This is a genomic window from Kitasatospora sp. NPDC054939, from assembly GCF_053610105.1.
The window spans coordinates 1-15,783 of record NZ_JBSGXP010000185.1 but is presented as its reverse complement, the minus strand read 5'-3'; the positions used below and the strand labels follow the sequence as shown (position 1 = coordinate 15,783).

The window sequence follows — 15,783 nt, the reverse complement described above, 5'->3', positions numbered from 1 at the left end:
GCCATGGCGATGGTCCTCCCGGATTCGCTTCAGCTCGGTCAGCTTGTGGGGTGGTCCTTGGTGCCGGCATCACTGCCGTCGGCCGTGCGGGGGCCTCCGGATCGGCCGCCAGCCGGTACCCGCGCTTGACCACGGTGGCGATCAGGCCGGGCACCCCCAGGGCGGCGCGCAGCCGGGCCATCGCGCTCTCCACGGCGTGCTCGTCGGCGCCGCTGCCGGGCAGCGCGCGCAGCAGTTCGGCGCGCGGGACGACCCAGCCGGGGCGGCGGGCCAGGGCGCGCAGCAGGGCCATTCCGGCGGGCGGGACGGGCCGCAGCTCGCCGTCGACCAGGGCGGCCTGGCCGCGCAGCTCCAGTCGGCGGCCGGCCACCGCGAGGGCCCGGGTGCGTCCGGGCAGCTCGGCGGCGAGCGTCTGGACCATGGCGCCGAGCCGCATCCGTTCGGGCCACACCGTGGGGACGTCCAGCTCCTCCAGCGGGGCGGCGGTGATCGGGCCGACGCAGACCGGCAGGACGTCGCGGCGCAGGGCGTGCAGCAGGGCCTCGGTCAGGCCGCGTTCGGCGGCCCGGTCGAGCAGTCCGAGGGCGGCGGGGGCGCTGGTGAAGGTGACCGCGTCCAGGGCGCCGGAGCAGCAGGCGTCGAGCAGCCGGTCCAGCGGGGCGGGGTCGGCGGGCGGCAGCCAGCGGTAGACCGGCACCTCGACGACCTCGGCGCCGGCGGCGCGCAGCGAGTCGGTGAAGTCGCGCAGCGGGGCGCCGTGCTGCTGGACGGCGATCCGCCGGCCGTCGACGCCCTGTTCCAGCAGGTGTTCCAGCACCTCCACCGAGGATTCGGAGCGGGCCGACCACTCCTCGCGCAGTCCGGCGGCCCGGATGGCGCCCTTGGCCTTGGGTCCGCGGGCGAGGACGGCGGCCTTGCCGAGGCAGCCGGTGAGCGCGTCGCCCAGGCCCCAGCCCTCGGCGGCCTCGATCCAGCCGCGGAAGCCGATGCCGGTGGTGGCGACCGCGAGGTCCGGCGGGTCGTCCACCAGGGCCCGGGTGGCGGCGAGCAGTTCGGTGTCGTCGGGCAGCGGCACGATCCGCAGGGCGGGGGCGCGCAGAACGGCGGCGCCGCGGCGCTGGAGCAGCGCCGCGAGTTCGTCGGCGCGCCGTGCCGCGGTGATGCCGACGGTGTAGCCGGCCAGCGGCGGTACGGCCGCGGGGACGGGCGGTGCGGCGGCTGCGGGTGGGGCGGCAGCCGCGGACCGGGCGGCGGCTGTGGGCGCCCGGCCGTCGATCAGGTCGTCCATGGTGCGAGGGTCCTTCGTCGGGTGGACCGAAATCGTCCCGCGGGGCGGTGTCGCCACGGGGTCGCAGGGGTTTCCTCGGTGTTTCCGCTGCCGGTGACGGCTCCGGCCCGCCGGGGCCCGGCTGTTGACGCACGCCGGGCCCGGGCGGCGTCCCGGTCAGACCTCGGCCAGGGCGGGGCTGCTGGAGCGGTCGGCGGCGCCGGTGGGGCGGCGCAGGTAGACGGCCCAGGTGAGGGCGAAGCACAGGGCGTAGGCGGCGAGGAAGGACAGGAAGGCGGGGGTGCCGCTGCCGGTGGACAGGAAGGACTGCCGGAAGGCGAGGTTGATCAGCAGGCCGCCGATCGCGCCGACCGCGCCGATCAGGCCGATCGCGGCCCCGGAGAGCCGGCGCGACCAGGCGGCGGCCTGTTCGGGGGTGGCCCCGGCGGCGATCCGGTCCTGCGCCCTGGCCTCGAAGATGCCGGGGATCATCTTGTAGGTGGATCCGTTGCCGATGCCGGCGAAGACGATCAGCGTGGTGAAGCCGACCAGGAAGACGGGCAGCGAGTCGGCAGAGGAGGCGTAGCCGACCACGCCGGCCGCGGCGGCCATCGCGACGAAGTTCCAGAAGGTGATCCGGGCGCCGCCGAAGCGGTCCGCGAGGCGTCCGCCGACCGGGCGGATCAGCGAGCCGAGCAGCGGGCCGATGAAGGTCAGCTGGGCGGCCTGCAGCGGGGTACGGCCGAACTGGTTCTGCAGGACGAGGCCGAAGGCGAAGCTGAAGCCGATGAAGGAACCGAAGGTGCCGATGTAGAGGATGGACATCAGCCAGGTGTGCTTCTCGCGCAGCGCCTCGGTGATCGCCCCGGTGTCGTTGCGCACCGGGGCCAGGTTGTCCATGAAGAGGGCGGAGCAGAGCGCCGCGACGACGATCAGCGGCAGGTAGATCGCCAGCACCAGGCGCGGGCTGCCCGCCCCGGCCCAGGAGATGACGCCGAGCGAGACCAGCTGGATCACCGGGACGCCGATGTTGCCGCCGCCCGCGTTGAGGCCGAGCGCCCAGCCCTTGCGGCGCTGCGGGAAGAAGGCGTTGATGTTGGTCATCGAGGAGGCGAAGTTGCCGCCGCCGAGGCCGGTGAGCGCGGCGACCACCATGAAGGTGGTGTACGAGGTGCCCGGCTCCATCACGTACGCGCCGGCGAGGGCCGGGAGCAGCAGGAGGAGGGCGGAGACGATCGTCCAGTTGCGTCCGCCGAAGCGGGCGACGGCCATCGTGTACGGGATCCGGACGAACGCGCCGACCAGGGTCGGCAGCGCCACCAGGAAGAACTTCCCGGCCGGGTCGATGCCGTACTCCTTGCCCATGAACAGGACCATCACGGACCACAGGGACCAGATGGAGAAACCGATGTGCTCGGAGAGTACGGAGAACAGCAGGTTGCGGTTGGCCGTGCGCCGGCCGGTCCGTTCCCAGAACTCCTCGTCCTCCGGATCCCATTGCTGGATCCAGCGACCGCCCGTTCTGCTCATTGCCTGACTCCTCCTGCCGGGGGCTGTGGGGATCGACGCTAGAAGCCCGGGGTTTCGGCCTCGTTGTGCTCTGTGAAGGCTGCGGAACCGTCCTCTCACCCGGCCGGGGTGACGCCTGTGAGGGGCCGGATGCGCGAAAAGCCGCCCTCCGTGACGGAGGGCGGCCTTTCGTATGAACAACATGGGGTGGTGGAGATGCCGGGAATCGAACCCGGGTCCAGTGGAGTGGATTCAGGACTTCTCCGAGCGCAGTCCGCTGTGAGTTTCTCGGCCCTGGCGGTCACGCGGACAAGCCGCCAACAGGCCCAGCTGCTGTTTGATTTCCCCACCACTCTCGCAGCCCGAGTGGCGGGTTGAGTTCCCTAGATTATGCCAGGATCCGGGTCGGGAACTTCCCGGGCTGACACCCAAGCGCTACTTGCTGTTATTAGGCAGCGAGAGCGAACTGCTGGGAATCGCTCTTAGAGTTGGCGATTATTTGTTTGCGACACGTGGTTAACGAGATCATTGCCGCGTTCCTCGGCTCGCTTCTCCTGTTTCGACGTCCCCTGTCGAAACCGATCATCCCCATGTTTTGTTGAGAAACAGCAGGGCGGCGGACCGCCCGTGTTGCTGGAGCCATACTACGGGAGGCAGCCAGCGGGGGTCCAGCCGATTAACGCTGACGGCGGCGCGCCGCGGCCACGGCCCGGGCGGTCTCGCGGGTGTCCTGCTTCTCGCGCAGGGTCTGCCGCTTGTCGTACAGCTTCTTGCCGACGGCGAGCGCGAGTTCGAGCTTCACCCGGCCGTCCTTGAAGTACAGCGAGAGCGGGACCAGGGTGTGGCCGGCGTCCCGCACCTTGCTCTCGATCTTCTGGATCTCCATGCGGTGCAGCAGCAGCTTGCGCTTGCGGCGGGCCGCGTGGTTGGTCCACGTCCCCTGGGTGTACTCGGGGATGAAGACGTTGTCGATCCACGCCTCGTGGTTCTGGATGTACGCGTAGCCGTCGACCAGGTTGGCCCGGCCCTCGCGCAGCGACTTCACCTCCGTGCCGGTGAGCACGAGGCCGCACTCCCAGGTGTCGAGGATGGTGTACTCGTGTCGCGCCCGCTTGTTCTGGGCGATCAGCTTCTGTCCGGTTTCCTTTGCCATAGCGCGGTCATTCTCGCACCTCGGCCCCGTACCGGCAGCCCCTTTAGCGGCGGGTCCCGGTGCCCGCCAGCACCCGCAGGGCGAGCGCGGCGGCGTCCTCGGTGCTCCCGGCGGGCACGTCCGGAGTCAGGCCGGTGCCCTCCGGGGAGCGGCCGGACGGGGTGAAGTAGCGGCCGACGGTGAGCTCCAGCACGGCGCCGTCGGCGAGCCGGCTGGGCTGCTGCACGGTGCCCTTGCCGAAGGTCCGGCCGCCGACCACCAGGGCCCGGCAGCGGTCCTGCAGGGCTCCGGCGAGCAGTTCGGCGGCGCTCATGGTGCCGCCGTCGACCAGCACCACCAGCGGGGTGTGCTGGTCCCCGCCCGGCGCCGCGGTCAGCTCGCGCCGCTCGCCGCGCAGCTGGTACGAGCCGACCGGGCCGCCGTCCAGGAAGACCGCGGCGGTGCCGGCGGCCTCCTCGACCAGGCCGCCGGAGTTCCCGCGCAGGTCGAGCACCACTCCGGCGCGTGCGCCGCGCGCCGCGGCGCGCACCTGCTCGGCCACGCCGCTGGTGAAGGCCCGGACGGTGATCCGGACGACCCCGAGGTCGGTCCGCTCGACCGCCACCTGCTGGCTGTCCAGCAGCGCCCGGTACAGCTCCAGCTCGCGCACCTCGCCGTCGCCGCGCCGCACCGCCAGCGTCACCGGGCTGCCGACCCGGCGCTCGCCCTCGCGTCCGCGCAGCCGGGCCACCACCTCGGTGACCGGCAGCTGGTCGGCCTGGTCGGCGCCGATCCGCAGCAGCCGGTCGCCGGCGGCGATCCCGGCGGCGGCGGCCGGCCCGCCGGGCTGCACCTGGGAGACGGCGGTCGCGCCGTCCTGGCCGCGGCCCACCGACAGGCCGACGCCGAGGTAGCGGCCGTCCAGGCCCTGGCTGAATTCGGCGTACTCCTGCGCCGTGTAGTACGCGCCCCAGCGGTCGCCGTTGGCCCCGATCAGCCGCTCGGCCTGCTGCTCGGACAGCTCGGCCCCGGCCGGGTCCTGGCCGGCCGCGATGGTCGCGACGGCGGCCGGGACGGCGTCGCCGGAGGGGTGGGACGGGGTGCCGGACGAATCGCCCCAGGCCCCGGTGGCGGCCCCCGCCAGCAGGACGGCGCCGAACACCAGGCCGAGCGTTGCCGCCTGACGCGCCCTGCGCGGAGTTTCTGGCATGGCAACGGAGTCTAGGCGCACCGCACCGGCCGGGGGGCCGATCCGGCCAGGCCGGGAACGGCGACGGCCCCGGACGGCGCAGTGCCGTCCGGGGCCGTGGGCCGGTACCGGTGCGGTTGTCAGACCTTCAGGTACTTGCGCAGCGTGAAGAACGCCGCGACGGCCGCCATGCCCATACCGACCACCACGAGCAGCGGGATGACCGCCAGCACCGAGGAGAGGCCGATGAAGTGGATGAACTGGACCCGCTCCGCCAGGAAGCCCTGGACGAAGAAGTGCCCGCCCAGCAGCAGCCCGGAGGCCATGATCGCGCCGAGCAGCGCGGCGAACGCGGCCTCGGCGATGAACGGCATCTGGACGTAGAAGTTCGAGGCACCGACCAGGCGCATGATCCCGGTCTCGCGCCGCCTGCTGTACGCCGACACCCGGACGGTGTTGACGATCAGCAGCAGGGCCACGAAGAGCATCAGCACCATGATCACGAACGCCGCGGTCTGCAGGCCGTTCAGCAGGCCGAAGAGGTTCTCCAGGATCTTGCGCTGGTCCTCGACCGACTTCACGCCGGGCTGGCCGGCGAAGGCGCTCTGGATCACGTCGTACTTGGTCGGGTCCTTCAGCTTCACCCGCCAGGACTGCGGGATGGCCTCCGGGCCGAGGACGGAGATGAGCGGGTTGTCCGGGTTCATCTCCTTCCAGTGCTTGTACGCGTCCGCGGAGTTCTCGAACGTCGACGACTGGACCACCGAGTCCATCTTGTCGAGCTTGGTCTTGATGTCCGCGATCTGCTGGTCGGTGGCCGCACCCTTGTCGCACTGGGGCGAGTTACGGGCGTCCGCCTTGGTGCAGAAGTAGATGCTCACCTCGACCTTGTCGTACCAGTACCCCTTCATGGAGTTCACCTGGTCGCGGACCAGGAGCGAGGCACCGGCGAGGGCGAGGGAGAGCGCGACACTGACGACGACCGCGATGGTCATGGTCAGGTTGCGGCGGAGACCCACACCGATCTCCGACAGGACGAACTGCGCGCGCATGCTTGTGACAACTCCAGGGTCGGTACCGGTCGGACAACAGGGCCGGCGGCCTACGGGTCAGTGCTGGTACCCGTAGACGCCGCGGGCCTGGTCGCGGACCAGCAGCCCCTTGTCGAGCTCGATGACGCGCTTGCGCATCTGGTCGACGATGGCCTGGTCGTGGGTGGCCATCAGCACCGTCGTGCCGGTGCGGTTGATGCGGTCGAGCAGCTTCATGATGCCGACCGAGTTCTGCGGGTCCAGGTTGCCGGTGGGCTCGTCCGCGATCAGCAGCATCGGACGGTTCACGAACGCCCGGGCGATCGCGACGCGCTGCTGCTCACCACCGGACAGCTCGCCCGGCATGCGGTCCTCCTTGCCGCCGAGGCCGACCAGGTCCAGCACCTCGGGCACCACCTTGTTGATGGCGCTCTTGGGCTTGCCGATCACTTCGAGGGCGAAGGCGACGTTCTGGGCCACGGTCTTGTTGGGCAGCAGGCGGAAGTCCTGGAAGACGGTGCCCAGCTGGCGCCGCATGTGCGGCACCTTCCAGTTGGACAGCTTGCCCAGGTCCTTGCCCAGCACGTGCACCTCGCCCGTCGACGGGCGCTCCTCGCGCAGGCACAGGCGCAGGAAGGTGGACTTGCCCGAGCCGGACGAGCCGACCAGGAAGACGAACTCACCCTTCTCGATCTCCAGCGAGACGTTGTCCAGGGCGGGACGGTTCTGCTTGGGATAGGTCTTGGAGACGTTGTCGAATCTGATCACGGCTGCATCACGGGGGCCATCCTAGGCGGCGCCAGTCCTCGGTCGATCCACCCCGGGCGCCCGGCCCAGGGGCGGGCGGCGGGAGCGGAAAGGGCCGCTCCCGGCTTGGGACCATACGCGAAGCGGCGGCTGGCCCGCAGGCCCGGCCCGGGACCTGGCCCGAAAGTTGAGGGCGAATGCCCGGATATGCCCCGAAAATTGCGAGGCATCTCACAGCCCGGGAGCCGGAACGTCCGGAACCTGGCAGAGTGGAGGTGGTGGCCCGGGTTGGCCGCTCCCCCGCACAGGGCAATGAGAAGGAACCAAAGCCCCGTCCGGTGCGTTGGCTGTAGGCAAGGAGGAGATCGCATGACCTGCGACCATCTGGTGTGCGCCAACTGCAACGGCCGCGTGAGCGAGGGCCGCTGCCCGGTGTGCCGCGCCAACCGCGCCCGGCTGCAGGAGCAGCAGGGGCCGCTCGCCGCACTCTCCCCCGCGATGCTGCTGGCCCTGCTGGCCGGACTGCTCGCGGTGGCGCTGCTCGCCCGGCAGGCGCTCGCCTGAGGCCGGGGACGCACCCCTACGACGTGAGAGGGCCCCGACCGTCACCGGTCGGGGCCCTCTCACGTGGTCAAGGCGGTCAGCTCGCGGTCTCGCGCTGCCTGCGCCGGCGGATCCCGGCCTCGATGCTGTGCTCGATCGTCACCGAGGCCCGGACCCGCGCCGTCAGCTCGCGGTCTCGCGCTGCCTGCGCCGGCGGATCCCGGCCTCGATGCTGTGCTCGATCGTCACCGAGGCCCGGACCCGCGCCGTCAGCTCGCGGTCTCGCGCTGCTTGCGCCAGCGGATCCCGGCCTCGATGAAGCCGTCGATGTCGCCGTCCAGCACGCCCTGCGGGTTGCCGACCTCGTACTCGGTGCGGACGTCCTTCACCATCTGGTACGGGTGCAGCACGTAGGAGCGCATCTGGTTGCCCCAGGAGCTGCCGCTGTCCTTGAGCGCGTCCATCGCCGCCTTCTCCTCCTGGCGGCGCCGCTCCAGCAGCTTCGCCTGGAGGACGTTCATCGCGGACGCCTTGTTCTGGATCTGCGAGCGCTCGTTCTGGCAGGAGACCACGATGCCGGTTGGGAGGTGCGTGATGCGCACCGCCGAGTCGGTCGTGTTGACGCCCTGGCCGCCGGGGCCGGACGCGCGGTAGACGTCCACGCGCAGGTCGCCCTCGTCGATGTCGACGTGGTCGGACTGCTCGACGACCGGGAGCACCTCGACGCCGGCGAAGGAGGTCTGCCGGCGGCCCTGGTTGTCGAACGGGGAGATGCGGACCAGGCGGTGGGTGCCCTGCTCGACGGAGAGGGTGCCGTAGGCGTACGGGGCCTTGACGGTGAAGGTCGCGGACTTGATGCCGGCCTCCTCCGCGTACGAGGTGTCGTACACCTCGGTGGGGTACCCGTGCCGCTCGGCCCAGCGCAGGTACATGCGCATCAGCTGCTCGGCGAAGTCGGCGGCGTCGACGCCGCCGGCCTCGGCGCGGATGTTGATGAGCGCCTCGCGGGCGTCGTACTCGCCGGACAGAAGGGTGCGGACCTCCAGCTCCTCGACCGCCTTCTTGACGGCCGCCAGCTCGGTCTCGGCCTCGGCGCGGGTGTCCGCGTCGTCCTCGTCCTCGGCCAGCTCGAACAGCACGCCCAGGTCGTCGATGCGCCCGCGCAGGCCCGCGACGCGGCGCAGTTCGCCCTGGAGGAAGGAGAGCCGGCTGGTCACCTTCTGCGCGTTCGCGAGGTCGTCCCACAGGTCGGGGGCGGCTGCCTCCTCCTCCAGACGCGCGATGTCGGCCCGGATCTTGTCCAGGTCGAGGACGGCCTCGATCGACCCCATGGTCGTTTCGAGGTTCTTGAGCTCTTCGGAAGGATCGACGGCTGCCACGCACCCCAGGGTAATGGTTCCGGGGGTGTACCTGACGACATCGGGGGTTCTGCTGCGGCTACGGGGCCCGGGGCGCCGCGCTCTGGACGGCCGGCCGGGGCTGTCCGGCCCGCTCGCCGGGGCCGGCCGCGGCGAACGCCGTCCAGGCCGCCGCGGCGCCCGCCAGCAGCAGCACGGTGGCCAGCAGCACCGCCAGCACCCGGCGCCGGCGCAGCAGCGCCTGCCGGTTGCGCCGGTGGCCGGCCGGTCCTGCGGCGGTGCGCTGGGCGCGCGACTCGGCCGCGTACGAGGCGAGTTCCTGGGCGGACGGGCGGCGCAGGCTGGTGTGGGTGTCCCGGGTGGAGTCCGGGGCGGCGCCGGGGACCAGCGGGACGGCCGGGCCGCGCCGGCGCTTGTGCGCGCCGGGGGCGGCGTCGACCTCGGCGTAGACCGCTTCGCCCGGGGTCAGCTGCTCCTCGGCGGGGGCGCGGCCCTGTGCGGGGACGGCCAGCACGGGCAGTCCGGCCAGCGCGGGCAGCTGCTCGCGCAGGCGGTCGGCCAGTTCGGCGGCGCGCAGCCGGGAGGCGGGCGCCTTGGCCAGGCACTCGGCGATGATCCGCCAGAGGCCGTCCGGCAGGCCGGGCACCGGCGGGACCTGCTCGGTGACGTGCCGGCGCAGGACGGCCCCGGTGTGGCCGCCGCCGAAGGGCGTGAAGCCGGCCAGCAGCTCGTACAGCACGGTGGCGAGGGCGTAGATGTCGACGGCGGCGCGCGGCTCCAGGCCCTCGATGATCTCGGGGGCGAGGTAGTCGGGCGTGCCGATGATCCGGGTGGCGCGGGTGCGGCGGGGGGCGTCGACCAGGCGGGCCACGCCGAAGTCGGTGAGCTTGGCGCGCGGGGCGCCGCCGGGGCCGGGGGCGGCGGCGAGGTCGAGCAGGACGTTCTCGGGCTTCACGTCGCGGTGCACGATGCCGGCGGCGTGCGCGGCGGCCAGGCCGTCGGCGACGTCGGCGATGATCGAGACGGCGGTCTGCGGGGGGAGCGCGCCGTCCCGCTCCAGCCGGGAGCGCAGGTCGGTGCCCTGCACCAGCTCCATGACCAGGGCGAGGTCGCTGCCGTCGACCACCATGTCGCGCACGCCGACCACCCGGGGGTGGTCGAGGCTGGTCAGGGCGGCGCGCTCCTGGACGAACCGGCCGACCAGCACCTGGTCGGAGGCGAGGTCCTCGCGCAGCAGCTTGACCGCGACCGGGCCGTCCGGGCCCTCGCCGAGCCACACGGTCCCGGCCGAACCCCGGCCGATCACCTGGTGGACGGTGTAGCGGCTGCCGATCTTGCGTGCCAATGCTGCTCCGTGGGCGGCGGGAGCGCTCCGAGGGATCCGGTGCGCTCGGTGGGGCGGGACAACAGCGACCAACCTACGCGCCCGAGCGGCCCGCGGGGGACGCCGAAGCCGTTCGGGCGGGCCCCACTTGACGGGAAATTGTGTGAACTATCGACAAAGCAACAATCCCGGTGCCCCGGCCCCCGCGATCGGGGCCGGGGCACCGGGGCCGGGTGCCGGGGGTGCCGGAACCGGGGTGCCGGGGGTGCCGGGGCGCGCGGACCGGGCTACGCCGTGTCGGCCTTGGAGAAGAGGTCGCCGACCCAGGCGCTGGCGTCGGAGAACCAGTCCCGCACCGACGCCCAGATCTCCGGCAGCGACGTGAAGTTCCACAGCGCCGCCGCCGCCAGGGCCAGCACCACCAGCACCATCAGGCAGCCCTTGAGGCAGCCGAGGCCCGGGATGTACATCCGGTTGCGGCTGCGCGGGCGGCGCTCGCGCGGCGCGCGCTCCTGGCGGGGGGCCGGCTCGCGCGGCGGGGCCTCCCGGTGCTGGGGGGCCGGCGGCTCGGCCCGGCGCGGCACCGGGGCGGGCGCGGGCGCGGGCGCGGGCCGGGCGGCCTGCGGGGGCGGCGGGTAGCCGCCCTGCGGACCGGCCTGGGGGGCCCGCCGGCCGGACCGGCCGTCCTGCGGCTGCTGCCCGGCTCCGTAGCCGGGCGGCGGGGCCTGCTGCTGCCGGCCGTGCGGCGGCTGGTTGTAGCCCCCGGGCGGCTGCGGCTGCTGCTGGTACCCGCCGGGCGCCTGCGGGGGCTGGTTGTAGCCGCCGGGGGGCTGCGGACGGCCGCCGCCGGGCGGGGCCTGGTACGGCGGCGGGGCCACCGGCGGGCGCTGGGCGTAGCCGGGCGGGGGCTGCGGCGGCCGGTACCCCTGCGGGGCGGCGCCGCGGGCCTGGTACGGCTGCGGGGCGACCTGCGGGGTCTGCAGCTCCTCCTGGTCGAAGTAGCCGATCTCGGTCTGCTGGTTGCGGTCCCGGGCGGCCCGCAGCTGGTTCTGCCAGGGGTGCGGCGTCTCGGGCTGCGGCGGGCCGGACGGCGGCCCGGCGGGCGCGGTCGGCATCACCCGGGTGCGGTCGGCCGCGCCCGGGGCGCCGCCGGGCGGCAGCAGCTGGGTGCGGTCCTCCGCGCCGGGCGCCCCGGCCGGCGGCTGGGTGCCCATCATCCGGGTGGCCGCCGCGGGGTCGTACTGCGGCGCCCCGTGGCCCGCGGGCAGCACCTGGGTGCGGTCCTCCGTGCCGGGAGCGGCGGGCGCCCCGGCCGGCGCGCCCGGTACGGCGGTCGGCTGCGGGTCGGGCACCAGCAGCGCGCCCACGCCGAGCGCCGCCTCCACCGCCGTCGGCGAGGAGTGCACCCCGATGCCGGCCGCGACCACCCGCAGCGCGCCGGCCAGCGAGACGGCACCGGGCCGCTGGGCCGGGTCCTTGCGCAGGCAGCGCTCGATCACCGTCCAGAGCGGCTCGGGCAGGCTGGTGGGGCGCTGCGGCTCCTGGGCCAGGTGCGCCTGGAGGATCGCCAGCGGGCCGTCGCCCTGGAACGGCTGGCGGCCGGTGACCAGCTCGTACAGCATGATCCCGGCGCCGTACACGTCGACGGCGGAGGTCTGCGGACGGCCCTCGGCGGACTCCGGCGCCACGTACGCGGGGGTGCCGACGAACTCGTGCGCGCGGGTGATGCCCGGGGAGTCGGCGAGCCGGGCGATGCCGAAGTCGGTGAGCAGCGGGTGCATGCGCTCGGAGCCGTCCACGACCGTGGTGGCGAGCAGCACGTTGGCCGGCTTGAGGTCGCGGTGCACGATGCCGTCGGCGTGGCTGGCCGCGAGGGCGTCCGCCACCTGGGCCATCAGCAGGGCGCCGGCGACCGGGCTGAACGGGCCGTTCTCGCGCAGGTGGCGGGAGAGGTCGGGGCCGTCGATGAGGTCCATCACCAGGGCGAGCAGCTCGCCCTCGACGACCAGGTCGCGGACCCTGACGATGTTGGGGTGGGTGAGCCGCAGCAGCAGCGAGCGCTCGCGCAGGAAGCGGGTCACGATGTCCGGGTCGGTGGCCAGCTCCTCGCGCAGGACCTTGATCGCGACCGCCTGGCCCGGCTCGCTGCCGGGCACCACGACATCGCCGCGCACCCGTCCGCGCCAGACGGTGCCGGTGGCTCCCCGCCCGAGGGTCTCCTCAAGCACATACTTGCTGCCGACTGGCCGCACCTGTCGCACTCCTCGCCGTGCCGCCCGATGGGCGCTCCTCCGCCGGTGCGGTGAGCCTGCCGGGCCCGTGTTCCGGCCACTCTAACGGTGTCCGTTCAGGTTTTTGAGGTGCCCGGCTGCGCGTTCGGGCGGGTCCGGGGGCATCCCCTAGGGGGCCGTCCGGAGGGGCGGGCCGAGGTCAGCGCGACGGGGGCGGGCCGGGGGCGGTTGACCTGACTCCGCGTCGCCTCCACCATGGCGATGATCGCAAGATCGTCAAATCCTGTACCGTGCGCGGACTGTCCGTGACGGATGGCAGGATGACACTTGCCACTCTTGTGGCCCAAGGCCGCCACCCGGGCGGCCCAGGGCCGCGGGCGCGACTGGGCCGGAGCCGTCGGCACGGGGCGCCAGCGGACCGGCGGCGCAGCCACCGGCTCCCGGCATGCCAGCACCAGCACGTCAGCATCAGCAGAAGGGACCGCGGGCGAGATGCAGATCCGGCTGACCGTCCTCCGACCGCGCAGCGGCCCGGCCGCCGCCGGCTCCGCCATCCCCTACGTGGACGTGCTGGTCACCGCGCCCGTCGGCACCGCGCTCGGCTCCGTCGCGGGCGCCCTCGCCGGCGCCGTGGGCGTACGCGGCCCGCGGGCCGCCACCCACGTGCACCTCTACGCCGGGGCGCACCGCATCGACGAGCACACCCTGCTCGGCCACCCCCCGCTGCTCGACGGCGCCGTCCTCAGCCTCAACGAGCCCGACCCCACCGCCGACGACCCCGACGAGGACACCGCCGCCGCCGAACTGCGCGTCGTCGGCGGGCCCGACGCCGGCGGCGTGCACCGGCTGCACGGCCGGGAGATCCGGGTCGGCCGCTCCGGCGACGCCGACGTCCCGCTCGACGACCCGGACGTCTCCCGGATCCACCTCGCCCTGCACCTCGCCGACGACGGCCGGATCGCCGTCCGCGACCTCGGCTCCACCAACGGCACCACGCTGGACGGCCGCTTCGTCCCGCCCGCCCCGCCCGAGGAGGCCGTCCCGCTGGCCGACGGCGCCGTGCTGCGGCTCGGCGAGTCCACCCTCCTCGTCGCCCCCGCCGACACCGCCGCGACGCCCGCCCGCTCCGCCCTGCCCGACGGCCACGGCCACCTCCGGCTCGCCGCCCCGGCCCCCGCCCGCGCCCCGCAGGCCGTCGTCGAGCCGCCGCCCGCCGCCGAACCGCCCACCGGACGCCCCCGCGGCCTGCTCTCCCTGCGCCTCGGCCGCGGCCCCGCCGACGCCCCGGACGACCAGGAGACCACCGAGCGCCGGCACGCCGCCGTCCGCGCCCGCCAGGCCGCCACCCAGCGCGAACGCTTCCCCGACCCCGCCACCCTGCTGCTCAACGCCCTCGGCCCCGGCCCCCGGCTCTGGGAGCGCGGCCCCGGCCACCCCGACGCCCTCACCCTGCGCCTCGGCACCGCCGACCGGCCCGGCGGCGCCGGCACCACCCCCGGCACCCTGCTGCCCGCCGTCCCCGTCACCCTCGACCTGCAGACCGCCGGCAGCCTCGGCCTCAGCGGCCCGCGCGAACGCCTCGACGCCCTCACCCGCGCCGTCGTCGCCCAGCTCGCCGCGCTCCACCCGCCGACCGGCCTCAGCCTGGTCGCCGTCGACGCCGACCCCGCCCGCACCCCGCAGGAGCGCGCCGACACCTGGGCCTGGGCCCTGTGGCTGCCGCACCTGCGCCCCGAGCACGGCCAGGACTGCCGGCTGCTGCTCGGCCTCGACGACGACCAGGCGCTCGCCCGGCTCACCGAGCTGACCGCCCGGCTCAGCGGCCCGGTCGGCACCGGCGGCCACCCCGCCACCGTCGTGGTGGTCGACGGCCGCCCGGGCACCGAGGCCGCCCGCCAGGCCCTCGACCTGCTGCTGCGCCAGGGCCCCGCGGTCGGCATCTTCCCGATCTGCCTCGCCGAGCAGCCCGAACTGCTGCCCCGCGGGCTCGGCGCCACCGCGCTGGTCACCGGCGAGGTCGGCACCCAGCTCTCCGTCGACCGGCCGGTCGCCCGGGGCCGCGAGACCCTCCACGAGGTCTCCCTCGACGCCGTCTCCGATGCCTGGGCCGAACGCCTCGCCCGGCTGCTCGCCCCGCTGCGCGAGGCCACCCCCGCCGCCCGCGGGCCGCTGCCCGACGCGCTGCGCCTGCTCGACCTGCTGCAGCTCGACACCGTCACCCCGGCCAAGCTCTCCGCCCGCTGGGACGCCCACGCCGGGGGCATCGGCGCCGCCACCGCCCTGCTCGGCACCACCCGCGACGAGCTGTGCGTGCTGGACCTCGCCGACCCCGAGCTCACCCTCCCCTCCCCCGACCCGGGCGGACCGCACCTGCTCGTCGGCGGTGCCCGGGGCTCCGGCAAGACGGAGCTGCTGCGCACCCTGGTCGCCTCGCTGGCCGTCTCCGAACGGCCCGAGCGGCTCGCCGTCACCATCGTCGAGGGCCGGTCGGTCGACGGCGAGGCCGGGCTGCACGGCTGCACCGAGCTGCCGCACGTCACCGGCCACGTGAACGCCGCCGCCGACCCCCGGCAGGCACTGCTCGCCGCCGAGGCCCTGGAGGACGAACTCGACCTCCGGGAGCGGCTGTTCGACGGACTCGACTTCGCCTCCTGGCAGGCCGCGCGGATCCTCGACGGCGGTCTGGAGCACGGCGGCGCGGAGGGCGGGCGCCCGGAACCGGTGCCCGCCGTGGTGCCGGCCGTCGTCGGCGGGGCCTCCCCCGCCGGCACCGTCGCCGCCCCCCGGGTCGGCCGGCCGCGCGGCCCGCTGCCGTCCGCGCCCGCGCCCGCCCCGGCGGCCGTCCCGGCCCGGCTGGTCGTGGTGGTCGACGACTACGAGGCCCTGCTCGCCCCCACCTCCCCGGCGGGGCGCCCGCTTGCCCGGGCCCTGGCCGCCGTCGCCCGGCGCGGCGGTCCGCTCGGCGTGCACCTCGCCGTCGCCACCGGACGTCCCGAGGAGAGCGCCGGCACCGAGGTCGACGAGGCCGCCCTGCTGCGGATCGCCCTGCGCACCGACGACCCGGCCGACTCCGACCTGCTGATCCACCTCGGCGACGCCGCCGCGCTGCCCGACGGCACCCCGGGCCGCGGCTACCTCCGGCTGCCGGACGGCGGCGTCACCGCCTTCCAGGCGGCCCGGATCAGCGGGCGCATCCCCCGCACCGCCACCCTGCGGCCCACCGTCGTCGCGATAGACCCGCTCCAGCTCGGCGCCCCGCCCGCCCGCCGCCCGGTCCGCGAGCTCGGCAACGGCCCCACCGACCTGGCCCTCCTCGCCAGCGCCCTGCAGCGCGCCGCCGACCGCTGACACGCCGGGGGGCCCGGGGGGGGGGGGGCCGGGCCGTTGGGGGGGGTCGGGGGGGCTGGGGGGGGCGGCGGGCCGGGTGGTCGGGGGCCGGGGGGGGGCCAGCG

11 protein-coding genes and 1 other RNA gene are annotated in these 15,783 nt (G+C 74.7%); 2 read left to right on the top strand and 10 right to left on the bottom strand.

Translation table 11 applies throughout. The features are described from left to right. The 7 genes from ACWGB8_RS34425 to ftsE form a co-directional block, all read right to left on the bottom strand. A partial coding sequence (locus ACWGB8_RS34425; RefSeq protein ID WP_452217596.1) for a uroporphyrinogen-III synthase occupies window positions 1–1,288 on the bottom strand: 1,288 nt, incomplete at its 3' end. 156 nt (window positions 1,289–1,444) lie between these two features. Next, complete coding sequence (locus ACWGB8_RS34420; RefSeq protein ID WP_452217595.1) at window positions 1,445–2,797, bottom strand: nitrate/nitrite transporter; 1,353 nt, start codon at window positions 2,795–2,797, stop codon at window positions 1,445–1,447. Between the two features lie 187 nt (window positions 2,798–2,984). Then, window positions 2,985–3,366, bottom strand: a transfer-messenger RNA (tmRNA) gene (gene ssrA / locus ACWGB8_RS34415). 86 nt (window positions 3,367–3,452) lie between these two features. Then, the gene (gene smpB / locus ACWGB8_RS34410; RefSeq protein WP_452217594.1) at window positions 3,453–3,929 is read right to left on the bottom strand and encodes an SsrA-binding protein SmpB; all 477 of its coding nucleotides are present in this window, start codon (window positions 3,927–3,929) and stop codon (window positions 3,453–3,455) included. Between the two features lie 43 nt (window positions 3,930–3,972). Further along, window positions 3,973–5,118: a S41 family peptidase gene (locus ACWGB8_RS34405; protein ID WP_452217593.1), complete on the bottom strand. Its 1,146-nt coding sequence runs from the start codon at window positions 5,116–5,118 to the stop codon at window positions 3,973–3,975. 119 nt (window positions 5,119–5,237) lie between these two features. Then, the gene (gene ftsX, locus ACWGB8_RS34400) at window positions 5,238–6,149 is read right to left on the bottom strand and encodes a permease-like cell division protein FtsX (protein WP_452217592.1); all 912 of its coding nucleotides are present in this window, start codon (window positions 6,147–6,149) and stop codon (window positions 5,238–5,240) included. Window positions 6,150–6,206: 57 nt separating this feature from the next. Then, on the bottom strand, window positions 6,207–6,896 hold the full coding sequence (gene ftsE, locus ACWGB8_RS34395; RefSeq protein WP_148644607.1) for a cell division ATP-binding protein FtsE: 690 nt from the start codon (window positions 6,894–6,896) through the stop codon (window positions 6,207–6,209). 348 nt (window positions 6,897–7,244) lie between these two features. On the opposite strand from ftsE, the gene ACWGB8_RS34390 reads away from it, so the two are divergent. After that, on the top strand, window positions 7,245–7,439 hold the full coding sequence (locus ACWGB8_RS34390) for a hypothetical protein (RefSeq protein ID WP_452217591.1): 195 nt from the start codon (window positions 7,245–7,247) through the stop codon (window positions 7,437–7,439). 248 nt (window positions 7,440–7,687) lie between these two features. Here ACWGB8_RS34390 and prfB read toward each other — a convergent pair whose 3' ends face one another. The 3 genes from prfB to ACWGB8_RS34375 all read right to left on the bottom strand — a co-directional run bounded on the left by prfB (window position 7,688) and on the right by ACWGB8_RS34375 (window position 12,352). Beyond that, window positions 7,688–8,797 (bottom strand): peptide chain release factor 2, encoded by a 1,110-nt coding sequence (gene prfB / locus ACWGB8_RS34385; protein ID WP_452217590.1) that lies wholly within the window; start codon window positions 8,795–8,797, stop codon window positions 7,688–7,690. A gap of 58 nt (window positions 8,798–8,855) precedes the next feature. Further along, complete coding sequence (locus ACWGB8_RS34380) at window positions 8,856–10,121, bottom strand: serine/threonine-protein kinase (RefSeq protein ID WP_452217589.1); 1,266 nt, start codon at window positions 10,119–10,121, stop codon at window positions 8,856–8,858. Window positions 10,122–10,387: 266 nt separating this feature from the next. Further along, window positions 10,388–12,352 carry a protein kinase domain-containing protein gene (locus ACWGB8_RS34375; RefSeq protein WP_452217588.1) on the bottom strand — a complete coding sequence of 655 codons (1,965 nt, stop codon included), beginning with the start codon at window positions 12,350–12,352 and terminating at the stop codon, window positions 10,388–10,390. A gap of 306 nt (window positions 12,353–12,658) precedes the next feature. Here ACWGB8_RS34375 and ACWGB8_RS34370 point away from each other — a divergent pair, with 306 nt between their 5' ends. Next, window positions 12,659–15,679 carry an FtsK/SpoIIIE domain-containing protein gene (locus ACWGB8_RS34370; RefSeq protein ID WP_452217587.1) on the top strand — a complete coding sequence of 1,007 codons (3,021 nt, stop codon included), beginning with the start codon at window positions 12,659–12,661 and terminating at the stop codon, window positions 15,677–15,679. Window positions 15,680–15,783 lie beyond the last annotated feature (104 nt).

Excerpts from the sequence above, each read along its gene's own strand:
- ACWGB8_RS34420 (WP_452217595.1), bottom strand. The coding sequence starts at position 2,797 with ATGAGCAGAACGGGCGGTCGCTGGATCCAGCAATGGGATCCGGAGGAC.
- smpB (WP_452217594.1), bottom strand. The coding sequence starts at position 3,929 with ATGGCAAAGGAAACCGGACAGAAGCTGATCGCCCAGAACAAGCGGGCG.
- ACWGB8_RS34405 (WP_452217593.1), bottom strand. The coding sequence starts at position 5,118 with ATGCCAGAAACTCCGCGCAGGGCGCGTCAGGCGGCAACGCTCGGCCTG.
- ftsX (WP_452217592.1), bottom strand. The coding sequence starts at position 6,149 with ATGCGCGCGCAGTTCGTCCTGTCGGAGATCGGTGTGGGTCTCCGCCGC.
- ACWGB8_RS34390 (WP_452217591.1), top strand. The coding sequence starts at position 7,245 with ATGACCTGCGACCATCTGGTGTGCGCCAACTGCAACGGCCGCGTGAGC.